The organism is Burkholderia ubonensis (assembly GCF_902833085.1).
GTDB lineage: Bacteria > Pseudomonadota > Gammaproteobacteria > Burkholderiales > Burkholderiaceae > Burkholderia > Burkholderia ubonensis.
Window position 1 is genome coordinate 138,705 of the sequence record NZ_CADFEB010000009.1, and the last position, 16,641, is coordinate 155,345.

Sequence of the window (16,641 nt, forward strand, 5' to 3'; positions counted from 1 at the left end):
CCTTGACGCGCGTCACGGACCATCGATCGCGCCCCGTCGTCGCGCATGCGAATATGTCACAATGTGAGCTATTTTCGCGTGACCTGTCGCGAGAAGCATCCGATGCGTCACCGTTTCTGCATGGAGAACGTCGCATGTCACATCAGACCCGTGGCGAAGCCGGCCCGGCGCCGGTCGACGCGCAGCGCGACGCGCTGCTCGCGGTGCTGGACGAACTGCTGGAAGCGGAGCGCGCGGGCGCGCGCGTCGCGTCCGAGACGGCAGCCGAGATCCACGATCCCGAGCTCCACCGGCTGGTCGCGGGCATCCGCCTGGACGAGGCGCACTGGTGCAGCGTGCTCGTCGACGCGATCAGGTCGCTGAACGCGACACCGACCCGCAAGACCGGCGCGTTCTACGAAAAGGCGATGGCGATCGACGACCTGGCCGAGCGGATGGCGTTCCTGAACCGCGGCCAGCGCTGGGTCGTGCGCAAGCTGCAGGCGCTGCTGCCGACGCTGGACAATCCCGAGATCCATCACGCGCTGACGTTGATGCTCGTGTCGCACGAGAAGAACATCGGGCATGTCGACGCGCGCTTGCGCGAAGGGCATCAGGACCCCGCGCCGTAAACCTCCCGCGCCACCGCGCGCAGCGCGTCGACCATCACCGTCGCCGCCGGCGAATACAGTCGGTCCGTGCGCGTGATGAGCCCGAAATCGTCCATCCGGCAATCCATCTCCAGCGGCAGCATCGCGACGATGCCGTGCGCCGCGTAGTAGCGCGCGACTTCGTCCGCGAGCACCGCGATCATGTCGCTCTGCTCCAGCACGCGCGTGATGAACAGCAGCGCGGCCGTTTCCACCACGTTCGCCGGCGGCGCGAGGCTCGCGCGCTGGAACATCAGCTCGAAGCGATGCCGCAGCACGCTGCCGGCCGGCGGCACGACCCACGCGGCGCGCTGCACGTCGGCGAGCGCGAGCGGCGCGCGCGCGAGCAGCGGGTGCCCGGGCCGCACGACCGCGGCGACCGGCTCGCCGGTCAGCGGCTCGTAGCGCAGGTGCAGCTTGTCGTGTTCCGCGGACAGCCGGCCGAGCACGACGTCGAGCTTGTCCTGCGCGAGGCGTTCGAGCAGCACGTTGCTCGTGTCGATCTCGACGGACACGTGGATGCCCGCATGCGTTTCCTTCACGGCGGCGACGGCCGGCGGCACGACGCGCAGGCCCGGCGACGTGATCGCGCCGACCGCGACGTGCCCGAGGCGCCCGGCCTTCAGCGCGGCGAGCTCCTCGCGGGCCTGGTCGAGGCTGCCGAGCGCCGCGCGCGCGTGGCGGATCAGCGCGTCGCCGTACAGCGTGGGCCGCATCCCGCGCGGCAGGCGCTCGAACAGCACCGCGCCGATGGTCTCCTCGAGCTCGCGCAGCAGCTTCGACGCGGCCGGCTGCGTCATGTTCAACGCGGCCGCCGCGCGATGGATGCCGCCTTCGTCGGCGAGCGCGACGACCAGCAGCAACTGGCGCGTCTTCAGGCGGGTGCGGGGTTCCCACGGGCTGGATTCGGGCATCGTACGGGTTTATATCTATGTCGAAAGTGATATGGCAGACGTTGAAAACGTCATTAGCAAGTTATCAGAATTCTTCCTAGACTGCGCCGATATCCCCGTCTCACACAGGACAGACGATGTCGGCAACCAAGCCCAAGCTGCGCTCCGCCCAATGGTTCGGCACGACGGACAAGAACGGCTTCATGTACCGAAGCTGGATGAAGAACCAGGGCATCCCCGATCACGAATTCGACGGCCGGCCGATCGTCGGCATCTGCAATACGTGGTCCGAACTGACGCCGTGCAACGCGCACTTCCGCAAGCTCGCGGAGCACGTGAAGCGCGGCGTCCACGAGGCGGGCGGCTTTCCGGTCGAGTTTCCGGTGTTCTCGAACGGCGAATCGAACCTGCGGCCGTCCGCGATGCTCACGCGCAACCTCGCGTCGATGGACGTCGAGGAGGCGATCCGCGGCAACCCGATCGACGCGGTCGTGCTGCTCGCGGGCTGCGACAAGACCACGCCCGCGCTGCTGATGGGCGCCGCGAGCTGCGACGTGCCGGCGATCGTCGTGTCCGGCGGCCCGATGCTGAACGGCAAGCTCGACGGCAAGGACATCGGCTCCGGCACCGCCGTTTGGCAGCTGCACGAAGCGCTGAAGGCGGGCGAGATCGACCTGCATCGCTTCCTGTCGGCGGAGGCCGGCATGTCGCGCTCGGCCGGCACCTGCAACACGATGGGCACCGCGTCGACGATGGCGTGCCTGGCCGAAGCGCTCGGCGTCACGCTGCCGCACAACGCGGCGATTCCGGCCGTCGATGCGCGCCGCTACGTGCTCGCGCACATGTCGGGCATCCGCATCGTCGAGATGGCGCTCGAAGGGCTCGTGCTGTCGAAGGTGCTGACGCGCGCCGCGTTCGAGAACGCGATCCGCGCGAACGCGGCGATCGGCGGCTCGACCAACGCGGTGATCCACCTGAAGGCGATCGCGGGGCGGCTCGGCGTGCCGCTCGAGCTCGAGGACTGGATGCGCATCGGCCGCGATACGCCGACGATCGTCGACCTGATGCCGTCGGGCCGTTTCCTGATGGAAGAGTTCTATTACGCGGGCGGCCTGCCGGCGGTGCTGCGCCGCCTCGGCGAAGGCGGGCTGCTGCCGCATCCCGATGCGCTGACGGTCAACGGCCGGACGCTGTGGGACAACGTGCGCGAAGCGCCGAACTACGACGACGAGGTGATCCGCCCGCTCGACCGGCCGCTGATCGCGGATGGCGGCATCCGCGTGCTGCGCGGCAATCTCGCGCCGCGCGGCGCGGTGCTCAAGCCGTCGGCGGCGAGCCCCGAACTGCTGAAGCATCGCGGCCGCGCGGTCGTGTTCGAGAACTTCGACCACTACAAGGCCGCGATCAACGACGAAGCGCTCGACGTCGACGCGAGCTCGGTGCTGGTGCTGAAGAACTGCGGGCCGCGCGGCTATCCGGGGATGGCCGAGGTCGGCAACATGGGCCTGCCGCCGAAGCTGCTGCGGCAGGGCGTGAAGGACATGGTGCGGATCTCCGACGCGCGGATGAGCGGCACCGCGTACGGCACGGTCGTGCTGCACGTCGCGCCGGAGGCGGCGGCGGGCGGTCCGCTCGCGGCGGTGCGCAACGGCGACTGGATCGAACTCGACTGCGACGCGGGCACGCTGCATCTCGACATCAGCGACGAGGAGCTGGCGCGCCGGCTGTCGGACGTCGACCCGGCCACCGCGCCGGGCGTCGCCGGGCAGCTCGGCAAGGGCGGCTATGCGCGGCTCTATATCGACCACGTGCTGCAGGCCGACGAAGGGTGCGACCTCGACTTCCTGGTCGGCCAGCGCGGCGCGGCGGTGCCGAGCCATTCGCATTGACCGTGCCTGCCTGACCGGAACCCGAACCATGACCTCCAGCCGTTCCCCGCGTTACCGCGGCATCTTCCCCGTCGTGCCGACGACGTTCACCGAGACCGGTGCGCTCGATCTCGCGAGCCAGAAGCGCGCGGTCGATTTCATGATCGACGCCGGCGCCGACGGGCTGTGCATCCTCGCGAACTTCTCCGAGCAGTTCGCGCTGGCCGACGACGAGCGCGACGTGCTCGCGCGCACGATCGTCGAGCACGTCGCCGGCCGCGTGCCGGTGATCGTGACGACGTCGCACTACAGCTCGGACGTGTGCGCCGCGCGCAGCCGGCATGCGCAGGCGCTCGGCGCATCGATGGTGATGGCGATGCCGCCGTATCACGGCGCGACGTTCCGCGTGCCCGAGCCGCAGATCTTCGAGTTCTTCGCGCGCGTGTCGGACGCGCTCGACATCCCGATCATGATCCAGGACGCGCCGGCGAGCGGCACCGCGCTGCCCGCGCCGTTCCTCGCGCGGATGGCGCGCGAGATCGAGCAGGTCGCGTACTTCAAGATCGAGACGCCGGGCGCGGCGAACAAGCTGCGCGAGCTGATCCGGCTCGGCGGCGACGCGGTCGAGGGGCCGTGGGACGGCGAGGAGGCGATCACGCTGCTCGCCGACCTGAACGCGGGCGCGACCGGCGCGATGACGGGCGGCGCGTATCCGGACGGACTGCGGCCGATCCTCGTCGCGCATCGCGAAGGGCGCATCGACGACGCCTATGCGCGCTACGCGCAGTGGCTGCCGCTGATCAATCACGAGAACCGCCAGTCCGGGATCCTCACCGCGAAGGCGCTGATGCGCGAAGGCGGCGTGATCGCGTGCGAGCGCGCGCGCCATCCGCTGCCGGAGCTGCATCCGGACACCCGCGCCGAACTGGTCGCAATCGCGCGCCGGCTCGACCCGCTGGTGCTGCGCTGGGCGCGCTGAAGCGGACCGGCAAGCGGCTGCCGCGCATGGCGAAAACGCTGCCGCCGCCGCATCGCCGTCGCGCACGACAACGATACCGACACCGATACCTACACCTACACCACGGTCGACAACGACCCGTACTCAGAGGAGACACGACATGACCCGCACGATTCGCCGACTGACCCTGCGCGCCGCGCTCGCGGCGCTGTGCCTCGCGCCGCTCGGCATGCCGGGCGCCGCCCGCGCCGACGCGCCGCTCAAGATCGGCTTTCTGGTGAAGATGCCCGAGCAGGCGTGGTTCATCAACGAGCAGGGCGCGGCGTCCGCGCTCGGCCAGAAGGAGGGCTTCACGGTCGTGAAGATCGGCACGCCCGACGGCGAGAAGACGCTCGCGGCGATCGACAACCTCGGCTCGCAAGGCGCGCAGGGCTTCGTGATCTGCGCGCCCGACGTGCGGCTCGGGCCGGCGATCGCGGCGCGCGCGAAGCGCTACAACATGAAGTTCGTGACCGTCGACGACCAGCTCGTCGATTCGTCCGGCAAGCCGCTCGCGAACGTTCCGCATCTCGGGATGTCGGCGATCAAGATCGGCAACCAGGTCGGCCAGGCGATCGCCGACGAGATGAAGCGGCGCGGCTGGAAGCCGGAAGAGGTCGGTGCGCTGCGCGTGACCAACTACGAGCTGCCGACCGCGAAGCTGCGCACCGACGGCGCGACGCAGGCGCTGCTCGCGAACGGCTTTCGCAAGGAGAACATCTTCGACGCGCCGCAGAAGACGACCGACGACGAAGGCGGCTTCAGCGCCGCCGCGCCGGTGCTCGCGCGGCATCCGAACGTGAAGAAGTGGGTGGTCTATGCGCTGAACGAGGAGACCGTGCTCGGCGCGGTGCGCGCGACCGAGCAATTGCACATCCCGGCCGCGGACGTGATCGGCGTCGGCATCAACGGCGCGGGCGAGGCGTTCGCCGAATTCCAGAAGAAGGAGCCGACCGGCTTCTACGGCACGATCGCCGTCAGCTCGACGAACCACGGCAAGGACAGCACGCAGAACCTCGTCGACTGGATCCGCAACGGCAAGACGCCGCCCGCCGACACGCAGACGAGCGGCAAGCTGATGACGCGCGGCAACTGGCAGGCCGTGCGCGCCGAGCTGGGCATCTGACGACGGCCGGCGAGGACGCGATGACGACGGACACGATTACGCGGGCCGACGCCGTGACCACCAGCGATGCGCTGCTGGCGCTCGACGGCATCACCGTGAGCTTTCCCGGCGTGCGCGCGCTCGACGCGGTGTCGCTGTCGGTGCGTGCGGGCGAGGTGCACGGGCTGATGGGCGAGAACGGCGCGGGAAAGTCGACGCTGCTGAAGGTGCTGTCGGGCGTGAACCAGCCGCAGGCCGGCACGCTGGCGCTGAACGGGCTCGCGCAGCGTTTCGCGTCGACGCGCGCGGCGCTGGAGGCCGGCATCGCGATCATCTATCAGGAGCTGCATCTGGTGCCCGAGCTGACGGTCGCGGAAAACCTGATGCTCGGGCAACTGCCGAGCCGGCTCGGCGTGGTCGACGCGCGCACGCTGGTCGCGCGGGCGACGCGCGAGCTCGAACGGCTCGGCGAGCGCATCGACCCGAACACGCCGGTCAAGCACCTGTCGATCGGGCAACGACAGATGATCGAAATCGGCAAGGCGCTGATGCGCGACGCGCGCGTGATCGCGTTCGACGAGCCGACCAGCTCGCTGTCCGCGCGCGAGACCGCGCAGCTGTTCCGGATCATCCGCGCGCTGCGCGAGGACGGCCGCGCGATCATCTACGTCACGCACCGGATGGAGGAGGTGTATGAACTGTGCGACCGCGTGACGGTGTTTCGCGACGGCCGGCGCATCGAGACCTTCGAATCGGTCGCCGGGCTCGACCGCGACCGGCTGATCGGCAGCATGGTCGGCCGGTCGATCGCGGACGTGTACGGCTACCGGCCGCGCGCGGCGGGCGACGTGCTGATCGAGGCGAACGGGCTGATGGGACCCGGGCTGTCCGAGCCCGTGTCGTTCAGCGCGTGCCGCGGCGAGATCGTCGGGTTCTTCGGGCTCGTCGGCGCGGGGCGCTCGGAGCTGATGAAGCTGCTGGTCGGCGCGGCGCGCCCGAGCGCGGGCCACGTCGCGCTGCACGGGCGGCGCGTCGCGTTCGCGAGCCCGCGCGACGCGGTGCGCGCCGGCGTCGCGCTGTGCCCGGAGGACCGCAAGCAGGACGGCATCGTCGCGATCGCGTCGGTGGCCGACAACCTGAACATCAGCGCGCGCCGGCATTTCAGCCCCGCGCGCGTGCTGCTCGCGCCGCGCAAGGAGCGCGAGCTCGCGCGGCGCTACATCGAGCGCCTCGCGATCAAGACCCGCGACGGCGACACGCCGATCGGCGCGCTGTCGGGCGGCAACCAGCAGAAGGTGGTGCTCGCGCGCTGGCTCGCGGAGCGCATCGACGTGTTCCTGATGGACGAGCCGACGCGCGGCATCGACGTCGGCGCGCGCGCGGAAATCTACAACCTGTTCTACGAACTCGCGGAAGCGGGGCGCACGGTGATCCTCGTGTCGAGCGATCTCGCCGAGGTGATCGGCGTGTCGGACCGCATCGTCGTGATGAAGGAAGGACGGATCGCCGGCTGCGTGTCGAAGGCGCAGGCGAGCCCCGATGCGCTGATCAGGCTCGCGCTGCCGCGCTAGCCGATGTAAGACCCGAACGGAAACCTGCACACGACATGAGCCAAGCCATGCAACCTCAAGGCACTTCCCCTTCCCCCGACACGCCTGCGCCGGCGGCACGCGCGCGCGGCGGCGCGTGGAATCTGATCAACCGCTCCGGCATCGTGATGGTGTTCGTCGTGCTGTTCGCGACGCTGTCGCTGACCGTGCCGGACTTCCTCACGCCCCGCAACATCCAGGGCCTGCTGCTGTCGGTCACGCTGATCGGCTCGATCGCCGTGACGATGATGTTCGTGCTCGCGCTCGGCGAAGTCGACCTGTCGGTCGCGTCGATCGTCGCGTTCTCGGGCGTCGTCGCGTCGACGCTGATCACCGCGACGCACAGCGTGCTGCTCGGCATCGTCGCCGGCGTGCTCGCGGGCGGCGCGGTCGGGCTCGTCAACGGCGTGCTGATCGCGCGCTGGCGGATCAACTCGCTGATCGTCACGCTCGCGATGATGGAAGTCGTGCGCGGCCTCGCGTTCATCACGTCGAACGGCGACGCGGTGATGATCTCCGAGGAGCGCTTCTTCGAGCTCGGCTCGGGCGCGTTCCTCGGCGTCTCGTATCCGATCTGGAGCAACATCGTCGGCTTCGTCGTGTTCGGCTTCCTGCTGCGCAAGACGGTGTTCGGCAAGAACGTGCTGGCCGTCGGCGGCAACGGCGAGGCGGCGCTGCTCGCGGGGCTGCCGGTGACGCGCATCAAGGTCACGGTGTTCGTGCTGCAGGGGCTCGTCACCGGTTTCGCGGGCGTGATGCTCGCGTCGCGGATGAGCCTCGGCGATCCGAAGACGTCGGTCGGGCTCGAGCTCGGCGTGATCTCCGCGTGCGTGCTCGGCGGCGTGTCGCTGACGGGCGGCGTCGCGACGATCTCCGGCGTGCTCGTCGGCGTGCTGATCATGGGGTCCGTGCAGGACGCGATGAGCCTGCTGAACGTGCCGACGTTTTACCAATATCTGATACGGGGCGGCATTCTGTTGCTTGCGGTGCTGTTCGACCAGTATCGTCGCAATCAGCGGCGTGCGATGCGGATCTGACGGCGGGGCGGGATGCTGTCGGGGCGGCTGCGCGCGAATACAGGCAGACATTCCGGAGACAGCATGCAACAGCAGATTCAGGCGGCGCGGGCGACGCTGCTGGTGGACAGCCGCAACACGCTCGGCGAGGGCGCGACGTGGTGCGATGCGACCGGCACGCTGTACTGGGTCGACATCGAAGGCGCGCGGCTGTGGCGGTGCCGCGCGGACGGCACGGGCGCGACGCACTGGCCGATGCCCGAGCGGCTCGCGTGCTTCGCGCTGACGGACGCCCCGGACGTGCTGCTCGTCGGGCTCGCGACGCATCTCGCGTTCTTCGACCTGAGCAGGCAGACGTTCACGCGGATCGTCGACGTCGAGCCCGAGCTGCCGACGCGGCTCAACGACGGCCGCTGCGATCCGCACGGCGCGCTCGTGTTCGGGATGAAGGACGAAGGCGGCGGTGCGGCGCCGCGTGCGATCGGCGGGTTCTATCGGCTCGGTCCGGATCTGACGCTCGAGCGGCTCGCGTTGCCGCCTGCCGCGATCGCGAACAGCATTGCGTTTTCGCCGGACGGAGCGCGGATGTATTTCTGTGATTCACCGGCGCGCGAGATTTTTGTTTGCGACTATCGCGCGGACGGCGACGTCGCGAACGTGCGGCCGTTCGCGCGACTGACCGACGCCGACGGCGAGCCGGACGGTTCGACGGTCGATCGCGACGGCGGCTTGTGGAATGCGCAATGGGGCGCGGGGCGCGTCGTCCGCTACGGTCCGGACGGCGTCGAGACCGATCGCATCGCCGTGCCGACCGCGCAGCCGAGCTGCGTGGCGCTCGACGACGCAGGGCGCCTGTACGTGACGAGTGCGCGTGTCGGGCTGAGCGATGCCGCGCTCGCGAGCGATGCGAATGCGGGCGGCGTGTTCGTTACGAAGACGCGGTATGCGGGCTTGCAGGCCGCGCGGTTCCCGTTCAAGCAAGCGGTGCGCGGCTGACCGCGTGAGCCGCGCGCGCGTGCTGGTAAGATGGCCCGCAATTTCATCCGGCCCGCGTCATGAGCACTGCACCGACCAAGTCCGCGAGTTCCAAAAACGCGAAGAACGCCGTCCGCGCCGCGGGCGACAAGCCGAAGGCGCGCGCGCCGCAGCGCCTGACCTACGTGATCGGCAGCCTCGACCGGCTGCTGCGCCGACATATGACCGACGCGCTCGCGCCGCTCGGCATCACGCTCGCGCAATACACGGCGCTGTCGGTGCTCGAGGCGCGCGGCGCATCGTCGAACGCGCAGCTCGCCGAGCGCTCGTTCATCACGCCGCAATCGGCGAACGAGGTGATGAGCGTGATGGCGGCTCGCGGCTTCGTCACGCGCGAAGCCGATCCGTCGCACGGCCGCGTGATCCTGCTGAAGCTGACCGACGAAGGCGCGGCGATGCTGCGCGAATGCGAGGCCGTGCTGCGTCCGCTCGAAAGCCGGATGCTCGGCGAATTCCCCGCCGACGACGCCGCGCACGTGCAGCGCGCGCTCGAAGTGTTCGTCCGCAACCTGCGAGGCTGACGTTCCCGACCCCACGAAACCGCCGGTAGTTCGCTGTCCCGGATATCCCCGACAGGACACCCGATCCGGGTTTACACCGGCGTTTTTGTCGCTTGCAATATCAGGTAGCCTGATATTAAATGAAGCCGTTCGCAGCAGAGGCGCTGCGCACCGAATCGGCACTGGAACACATCACAGGAACAGACATGAGCAAGTACGACAACCGCTGGCAGACCGTCGAGGTAAAAGTGGAGGCGGGCATCGCGTGGGTGACGCTGAACCGCCCGGACAAGCGCAACGCGATGAGCCCGACGCTCAACCGGGAGATGCTGCAGGTGCTCGACGCGATCGAGTTCGACGACGACGCGAAGGTGCTCGTACTGACCGGCGCGGGCGCCGCGTGGACGGCCGGCATGGATCTGAAGGAATACTTCCGCGAAATCGACGGCGGCCCGGACGCGCTGCAGGAGAAGGTGCGGCGCGACGCGTCGGAATGGCAGTGGCGGCGCCTGCGGATGTACGGCAAGCCGACGATCGCGATGGTGAACGGCTGGTGCTTCGGCGGCGGTTTCTCGCCGCTCGTCGCGTGCGATCTCGCGATCGCGGCCGACGAAGCGGTGTTCGGCCTGTCGGAGATCAACTGGGGCATTCCGCCGGGCAACCTCGTCAGCAAGGCGATGGCGGATACCGTCGGGCATCGCCGCGCGCTGCACTACATCATGACGGGCGACACGTTCACCGGCGTCGAGGCGGCGGACATGGGCCTCGTGAACCGCAGCGTGCCGCTCGCCGAGCTGCGCGACGCGACGATCGCGCTCGCCGCGCGCCTGCTCGACAAGAACCCGGTCGTGCTGCGCGCGGCGAAGCACGGCTTCAAGCGGTCGCGGGAACTGACGTGGGAGCAGTGCGAGGATTACCTGTACGCGAAGCTCGATCAGGCGCAGCTGCGCGATCCGGAGCGGGGCCGCGAGCAGGGGCTCAAGCAGTTCCTCGACGACAAGGCGATCAAGCCCGGGCTGCAGGCGTACAAGCGCTGATCGATACTGCCATGCAGGCATGGGACTGGAGACACCAATGACCGACAGACAGATGCTGATCGGCGGCGAATGGTGCGCGGCACGCGACGGGCGCACCTTCGACCGTTTCAACCCGGCGACCGGCGCGCTCGCGTCGCGCGCACCGGCCGCGGGCGCCGCCGACGTCGACGCGGCGGTTGAATCTGCGCACCGCGCGTTTCCCGCCTGGGCCGCGCTCGCGCCGACCGAGCGCCGCCGCCGGCTGCTGAAGGCGGCGGACCTGATGGACGCGCGCATCGACGCCTTCATCGCGACCGGCGTCGCGGAAACCGGCGCGACGCCGGGCTGGTACGGCTTCAACGTGACGCTCGCGGCGAACATGCTGCGCGAGGCGGCCGCGATGACGACGCAGATCGACGGCGACGTCATCCCGTCCGACGTGCCCGGCAATCTCGCGCTCGCGATGCGCGTGCCGTGCGGCGTCGTGCTCGGCATCGCGCCGTGGAATGCGCCGGTGATCCTGGGCACCCGCGCGCTCGCGATGCCGCTCGCATGCGGCAACACGGTCGTGCTGAAGGCGTCCGAGGCGTGCCCCGGCGTGCACGCGCTGATCGGAGCGGTGCTGCACGACGCGGGGCTCGGCGCGGGCGTCGTCAACGTGGTCACGCACGCGGCGGACGACGCGCCCGAGCTCGTCGAACGGCTGATCGCGCATCCGCACGTGAAGCGCGTCAACTTCACCGGCTCGACGCACGTCGGGCGCATCATCGCGCGCCACGCGGCGGCGCACCTGAAGCCGGTGCTGCTCGAACTCGGCGGCAAGGCGCCGGTGCTCGTGCTCGACGACGCGGATCTCGACGCCGCCGTCGACGCGATCGCGTTCGGCGCATTCTTCAACCAGGGGCAGATCTGCATGTCGACCGAGCGCGTGATCGCCGCGCGGCCGATCGCGGACGCGCTCGTCGAACGGCTCGCCGCGAAGGCGCGTACGCTCGTCGCCGGCGATCCGCACGCGGGCCATGCGCTCGGCACGATGGTCGATGCGCGCGCGGCCGCCCGCGCGGCGGCGCTCATCGAGGATGCCCGCTCGCACGGCGCGCGCCTGCCGCTCGGCTGCCGGATCGACGGCGCGGTGATGCAGCCCGCGATCGTCGACGGCGTGACGCAGCACATGCGCCTGTATCGCGAGGAATCGTTCGCGCCGGTCGTCGCGATCCTGCGCGCGGACAGTGACGACGACGCGGTCGCGCTCGCGAACGACAGCGAGTTCGGGCTCGCGGCGAGCGTGTTCAGCCGCGACGTCGCGCGGGCGCTGGCGGTCGCGCGGCGGATCGAATCGGGGATCTGCCACATCAACGGCCCGACCGTGCACGACGAAGCGCAGATGCCGTTCGGCGGCGTGAAGGCGAGCGGCCACGGCCGCTTCGGCAGCCGCGCGTCGATCGCCGAGTTTACCGAGCTGCGCTGGATCACCGTGCAGACCGCGCCGCGCCACTATCCGATCTGAGAGGGAAACGATGAACGTATCGATTACCTCGCACGCCACGGATCGCAACGCCGGCGGCGCACGCTATCGCGCGGTGGCGGTCGCGCAGGGCGACGCCGACATCCATTGTGACGGCGACGGCACCTGGCGGCTGCACGCGCTCGAACCGCTCGGCGCGTATCCGGAACGCCTGACCGATTGCCTCGCGAACGGCGCACAAGCGCATCCGGACCGCGTGCTCGCCGCGCGCCGCGGCGAAGACGGCCGCTGGATCGAGATCACGTACGCGCAGATGTTCGAGCGCGCCCGTGCGCTCGGGCAGGGCCTCGCCGATCTCGGGCTGTCGCCCGAGCGGCCGCTCGCGGTGCTGTCCGGCAACGATCTCGAACACCTGCAGCTGATGTTCGCGGCGATGCTGGCCGGCGTGCCGTATGCACCTATCTCGCCCGCGTATTCGCTCGTGTCGACCGACTACGGCAAGCTGCGCCATACGCTCGGCGTGCTGCGGCCGGGCGCGGTGTTCGTCGCCGACGGCGGCGCGTTCGCGCGCGCGCTCGATGCGGCGCTGCCGGCCGACGCGACGCTGATCGTCGCGCAGGGCGGCAGTGCCGACGCCGGGCGCGACGCCGTGCCGTTCGCGCGCCTGCTCGACACCGTGCCGCGCACGATCGACCTGATCCACGAGACGGTCAGCCCCGATCACATCGCGAAGATCCTGTTCACGTCCGGCTCGACGAAGCAGCCGAAGGCCGTGCCGACCACGCACCGGATGCTGTGCAGCAACCAGCAGATGCTGCGCCAGACGATGCCGGAGCTGACGCGCGAGCCGCCGGTGCTGGTCGACTGGCTGCCGTGGAACCACACGTTCGGCGGCAGCCACAACCTCGGCATCGCGCTGTACAACGGCGGCACGCTGTACCTGGACGACGGCCGCCCGGTGCCGGGCCGCTTCGACGAGACCGTGCGCAACCTGCGCGAGATCGCGCCGACGATCTACTTCAACGTGCCGAAGGGCTGGGAGGAGCTGACCGCCGCGCTCGAACGCGACGCCGTGCTGCGCGACACGTTTTTCTCGCGCGTGAAGCTGTTCTTCTTCGGCGGCGCGGGGCTGTCGCAAGCGGTGTGGGACCGCCTCGACCGCGTGACCGAAGCGCATTGCGGCGAACGCATCCGGATCATGGCGGGGCTCGGGATGACGGAGACGTCGCCGTCGTGCCTGTTCACGACCGGCCCGCTGATGCGCTCGGGCTACATCGGCCTGCCCGCGCCCGGCTGCGACGTGAAGCTTGCGCCGTGCGGCGGCAAGCTCGAACTGCGCTTCAAGGGGCCGAACGTGATGCGCGGCTACTGGCACGCGGACGTCGATCCGCGCGACGTGTTCGACGACGAAGGCTATTACCGCAGCGGCGACGCGGCGACGTTCGCCGATCCGGCGCGACCCGAGCTCGGCCTGCAGTTCGACGGCCGGCTGACCGAGGATTTCAAGCTGAGCACGGGCACCTTCGTCAGCGTCGGGCCGCTGCGTGCGCAGGCGGTGTCCACCGGCGCGCCATACGTGCAGGACGTGGTCGTGACGGGGCTCAATCGCGACGACATCGGCCTGCTGGTGTTTCCGCGCGTCGACGCGTGCCGGGCGCTGGCCGGGCTCGGCGCCGATGCGGCGGTGGCCGACGTGCTGCGTGCGCCCGCCGTGCGCGCGGCGTTCGCTGCGTGGCTCGAACGGCTCAATCGCGGCGCGACCGGCAGCTCGACGTTCGTCGCGCGCATCCGCGTGATGGAGTCGCCGCCGTCGCTCGATCTCGGCGAAGTCACCGACAAGGGCTCGCTGAACCAGGCGGCCGTGCAGCAGCATCGCGCGGCGGTGATCGAGGCGCTTTACGACGCGACGGCAGGCGATCCTGCGGCCGGCGATCCGGCGGCCGGCGACCCGGATGTGATCCACGCTTGAGCATCGGCCGGTCGGGTGCGTTGCCGACCGGTTTTTTTTCGGCCATGGAATCAGGCAGCCTGATAAAGGCTGCCGCACGATCAGGAGACGGCGCGTTCGTCAGCCTCTGGCCGGCGGCGGACGCGCAGATGGGATTTGCATAGGACTGGAGACAAAATGAACACCTATGTTGCAGAGAAGCCGGCGATCGCGACGACCCTCGCGCTGTGCTTCGCGATCGCATTGCTCGAAGGGCTCGACCTGCAGTCGGTCGGCGTCGCCGCGCCGCGCATGGCGCACGAATTCGGGCTCACGGTGTCGCAGATGGGCGTCGCGTTCAGCGCGGGCACGTTCGGCCTGCTGCCCGGCGCGATGCTCGGCGGCCGGCTCGCGGACCGGTTCGGCCGCAAGCGCGTGCTGATTGCGTCGGTCGCGCTGTTCGGGCTGCTGTCGATCGCCACCGCGCAGGCGTCGAGCTTCGCGATGCTCGTGGCCGTGCGCGTGCTGACCGGAATCGGGCTCGGCGGCGCGATGCCGAACCTGATCGCGCTGTCGTCCGAAGCGGTCGAGCCGCGCGCGCGCAGCAGCGCGGTCGCCGCGATGTATTGCGGCATTCCGTTCGGCGGCGTGATCGCGTCGCTGATCGGCGTGCTGCTGGCGGGGGACGCCGAGTGGCGCCACATCTTCTACGTCGGCGGCGTGGGGCCGCTGCTGCTCGTGCCGCTCCTGATCGGCCTGCTGCCCGAATCGCGCGCGTATCTCGGCGTCGCCGGCGCCGAGCGCACGAGCGTCGCGCACACGCTGTTCGGCGGCGGGCGCACGCTGTCCACGCTTGCGCTGTGGGTCAGCTACTTCTGCACGCTGATCGTCCTGTACTTCCTGCTGAACTGGCTGCCGTCGCTGATGGCGGCGCGCGGGCTGGACCGCGCGCACGTCGGCCTCGTGCAGATCGCGTTCAACGTCGGCGGCGGGCTCGGCGCGCTCGGCATCGGCGCGGCGATGGACCGGATGCGCGCGACGCGCGTCGTCGGCGGCATGTATGCGGGCATCGTGCTGTCGCTCGCCGCGCTCGCGGCCGCGCCGGGTTTCGCGTCGCTCGCGGCGGCCGCGTTCGCGGCCGGCATGTTCGTGATCGGCGGCCAGTCGGTGCTGTATGCGCTCGCCGCGATCTACTACCCGACCGCGATGCGCGGCACCGGTGTCGGCACCGCGGTCGCGGTCGGCCGGCTCGGCTCCGTCGTCGGGCCGCTCGCCGCCGCGCAACTGCTCGCGATGGGCCGCAGCGCGCCGGTCGTGATCGGCGCGAGCATCCCCGTCACGCTCATTGCCGCTGTCGCCGCATGGCTGCTGATCGGGCGGCCGCAGGCGCGCGACTGAATTTCGTTTCATCCACGAGCGCCATCAGAGCGCGACATCGACACAGGTTCGGAGACACCATCATGAAGAACACCCAGGCCCTGCTGGCGGCCGGCGCATGCGCGCTGGCCGCGGCGAGCGCGCATGCGCAGTCGAGCGTGACGCTGTACGGGATCATCGACACCGGCATCGAATACGTGTCGCACGCGAACGCGGCCGGCGACCACGTGGTGCGCATGCCCGCCGTGACGGGCGAGCTGCCGTCGCGCTGGGGCCTGCGCGGCACCGAGGATCTCGGCGGCGGCTACCAGGCGGTGTTCGTGCTCGAGAGCGGCTTCAACGTGCGCGGCGGCGATCTCGGCCAGGGCGGCCGGCTGTTCGGCCGGCAGGCGTTCGTCGGGCTGAAGAGCGGCTTCGGCACGCTCGCGTTCGGCCGCCAGTACATGATGACCTACCTCGCGCTGCAGGGCGCCGACATCGTCGGCCCGGACATCTACGGCCTCGGTTCGCTCGACGCCTACGTGCCGAACGGCCGCGCGGACAACGCGGTCACGTACACGGCGAACTACCGGGGCTTCACGTTCGGCGCCGGCTATTCGTTCGGCCGCGACGGCGCGGGCACCGGCAATTCGCCGGGGCAGGGCACGTGCGCGGGGCAGGTGCCGGGCCACGCGGTCGATTGCCGCGACTGGTCGGTGATGCTCAAGTACGACAGCGCGCTGTTCGGCGTCGCCGCGTCGTACGAGGAGCAGCGCGGCGGCGCGAACGCGGCGGCGAACTTCTTCGACGGCGCGGCGCCCGCCGCCTTCACGACCAGCGCGGACAAGGATGCGCGCACGCACGTCAGCGGCTACGTGAACGTCGGCCGTGCGCGCATCGGCGCGGGCTGGCTCGGGCGGCGCGTGACGACCGAGGCGCCTGCAGCTCCAGGCGCACGTTCGGACCTGTTCTTCGTCGGTGCGTCGTATGCGTTCACGCCGCTGTTCACCGTCGACGGCCAGGGCTACCGGATCGTCAACACCGCGCACGACACCCGCGCGACGATGGCGACGCTGCGCGCGACCTACTCGCTGTCGAAGCGCACGTCGGTCTACGCGCAGACCTCGTATCTGTGGAACAGCGCGCACGCGCGCTATGCGGTCAGCGGCGGCGGCCCCGGCACGACGCCTGGCGCCGGGATGAACCAGCTCGGCGCGATGGTCGGCGTCAAGCATCTGTTCTGAG

General features: G+C 70.1%; 13 protein-coding genes and 1 pseudogene. 13 read left to right on the forward strand and 1 reads right to left on the reverse strand.

The features are described from left to right. Positions 1 to 176: 176 nt before the first annotated feature. A pseudogene (locus tag HWX31_RS24835) lies at positions 177 to 611 on the forward strand (DUF6306 domain-containing protein); the annotation flags it as partial. Here HWX31_RS24835 and HWX31_RS24840 read toward each other — a convergent pair. Continuing rightward, positions 593 to 1,543: a LysR substrate-binding domain-containing protein gene (locus HWX31_RS24840; protein ID WP_059618577.1), complete on the reverse strand. Its 951-nt coding sequence runs from the start codon at positions 1,541 to 1,543 to the stop codon at positions 593 to 595. The pseudogene HWX31_RS24835 and the gene HWX31_RS24840 sit on opposite strands and share 19 nt — an antisense overlap. A 116-nt stretch (positions 1,544 to 1,659) precedes the next feature. Between HWX31_RS24840 and HWX31_RS24845 the strand changes: the two genes are divergently transcribed. The 12 genes from HWX31_RS24845 (at position 1,660) to HWX31_RS24900 (ending at position 16,640) form a co-directional block, all read left to right on the forward strand. After that, positions 1,660 to 3,411, forward strand: a complete 1,752-nt coding sequence (locus tag HWX31_RS24845; RefSeq protein WP_174960817.1) for an IlvD/Edd family dehydratase — start codon at positions 1,660 to 1,662, stop codon at positions 3,409 to 3,411. A gap of 28 nt (positions 3,412 to 3,439) precedes the next feature. Then, entirely contained in the window at positions 3,440 to 4,369 is a 930-nt protein-coding gene (locus tag HWX31_RS24850; RefSeq protein WP_174960819.1) for a dihydrodipicolinate synthase family protein, read from the forward strand. 139 nt (positions 4,370 to 4,508) lie between these two features. Beyond that, positions 4,509 to 5,513 carry an arabinose ABC transporter substrate-binding protein gene (locus tag HWX31_RS24855; protein WP_059610621.1) on the forward strand — a complete coding sequence of 335 codons (1,005 nt, stop codon included), beginning with the start codon at positions 4,509 to 4,511 and terminating at the stop codon, positions 5,511 to 5,513. Between the two features lie 20 nt (positions 5,514 to 5,533). After that, on the forward strand, positions 5,534 to 7,063 hold the full coding sequence (gene araG / locus HWX31_RS24860; RefSeq protein WP_174960822.1) for an L-arabinose ABC transporter ATP-binding protein AraG: 1,530 nt from the start codon (positions 5,534 to 5,536) through the stop codon (positions 7,061 to 7,063). Positions 7,064 to 7,098: 35 nt separating this feature from the next. Beyond that, entirely contained in the window at positions 7,099 to 8,118 is a 1,020-nt protein-coding gene (araH, locus tag HWX31_RS24865; protein ID WP_174960823.1) for an L-arabinose ABC transporter permease AraH, read from the forward strand. 63 nt (positions 8,119 to 8,181) lie between these two features. Further along, positions 8,182 to 9,093, forward strand: a complete 912-nt coding sequence (locus HWX31_RS24870; RefSeq protein ID WP_174960825.1) for an SMP-30/gluconolactonase/LRE family protein — start codon at positions 8,182 to 8,184, stop codon at positions 9,091 to 9,093. Between the two features lie 59 nt (positions 9,094 to 9,152). Next, on the forward strand, positions 9,153 to 9,653 hold the full coding sequence (locus HWX31_RS24875; RefSeq protein WP_174960827.1) for a MarR family winged helix-turn-helix transcriptional regulator: 501 nt from the start codon (positions 9,153 to 9,155) through the stop codon (positions 9,651 to 9,653). A 185-nt stretch (positions 9,654 to 9,838) separates the two neighbouring features. Continuing rightward, complete coding sequence (locus HWX31_RS24880) at positions 9,839 to 10,669, forward strand: p-hydroxycinnamoyl CoA hydratase/lyase (RefSeq protein WP_174960829.1); 831 nt, start codon at positions 9,839 to 9,841, stop codon at positions 10,667 to 10,669. A gap of 37 nt (positions 10,670 to 10,706) precedes the next feature. Further along, positions 10,707 to 12,155, forward strand: a complete 1,449-nt coding sequence (locus HWX31_RS24885; protein ID WP_174960831.1) for an aldehyde dehydrogenase — start codon at positions 10,707 to 10,709, stop codon at positions 12,153 to 12,155. 10 nt (positions 12,156 to 12,165) lie between these two features. After that, positions 12,166 to 14,082, forward strand: coding sequence for a feruloyl-CoA synthase (locus HWX31_RS24890; protein ID WP_174960833.1), 1,917 nt, complete (start codon positions 12,166 to 12,168; stop codon positions 14,080 to 14,082). Positions 14,083 to 14,238: 156 nt separating this feature from the next. After that, on the forward strand, positions 14,239 to 15,438 hold the full coding sequence (mhpT, locus tag HWX31_RS24895; protein ID WP_174960835.1) for a 3-(3-hydroxy-phenyl)propionate transporter MhpT: 1,200 nt from the start codon (positions 14,239 to 14,241) through the stop codon (positions 15,436 to 15,438). A gap of 62 nt (positions 15,439 to 15,500) precedes the next feature. Then, positions 15,501 to 16,640 (forward strand): porin, encoded by a 1,140-nt coding sequence (locus HWX31_RS24900; RefSeq protein ID WP_174960837.1) that lies wholly within the window; start codon positions 15,501 to 15,503, stop codon positions 16,638 to 16,640. The last annotated feature ends 1 nt before the right edge of the window (position 16,641 follow it).

Bases quoted from the DNA above. Each gene is read 5' to 3' on its own strand.
- HWX31_RS24890 (WP_174960833.1), top strand. From the start codon at position 12,166: ATGAACGTATCGATTACCTCGCACGCCACGGATCGCAACGCCGGCGGC.
- HWX31_RS24880 (WP_174960829.1), top strand. From the start codon at position 9,839: ATGAGCAAGTACGACAACCGCTGGCAGACCGTCGAGGTAAAAGTGGAG.
- HWX31_RS24875 (WP_174960827.1), top strand. From the start codon at position 9,153: ATGAGCACTGCACCGACCAAGTCCGCGAGTTCCAAAAACGCGAAGAAC.
- HWX31_RS24885 (WP_174960831.1), top strand. From the start codon at position 10,707: ATGACCGACAGACAGATGCTGATCGGCGGCGAATGGTGCGCGGCACGC.
- araG (WP_174960822.1), top strand. From the start codon at position 5,534: ATGACGACGGACACGATTACGCGGGCCGACGCCGTGACCACCAGCGAT.
- HWX31_RS24845 (WP_174960817.1), top strand. From the start codon at position 1,660: ATGTCGGCAACCAAGCCCAAGCTGCGCTCCGCCCAATGGTTCGGCACG.
- HWX31_RS24850 (WP_174960819.1), top strand. From the start codon at position 3,440: ATGACCTCCAGCCGTTCCCCGCGTTACCGCGGCATCTTCCCCGTCGTG.
- HWX31_RS24855 (WP_059610621.1), top strand. From the start codon at position 4,509: ATGACCCGCACGATTCGCCGACTGACCCTGCGCGCCGCGCTCGCGGCG.
- HWX31_RS24870 (WP_174960825.1), top strand. From the start codon at position 8,182: ATGCAACAGCAGATTCAGGCGGCGCGGGCGACGCTGCTGGTGGACAGC.
- HWX31_RS24900 (WP_174960837.1), top strand. From the start codon at position 15,501: ATGAAGAACACCCAGGCCCTGCTGGCGGCCGGCGCATGCGCGCTGGCC.
- HWX31_RS24840 (WP_059618577.1), bottom strand. From the start codon at position 1,543: ATGCCCGAATCCAGCCCGTGGGAACCCCGCACCCGCCTGAAGACGCGC.
- araH (WP_174960823.1), top strand. From the start codon at position 7,099: ATGAGCCAAGCCATGCAACCTCAAGGCACTTCCCCTTCCCCCGACACG.
- mhpT (WP_174960835.1), top strand. From the start codon at position 14,239: ATGAACACCTATGTTGCAGAGAAGCCGGCGATCGCGACGACCCTCGCG.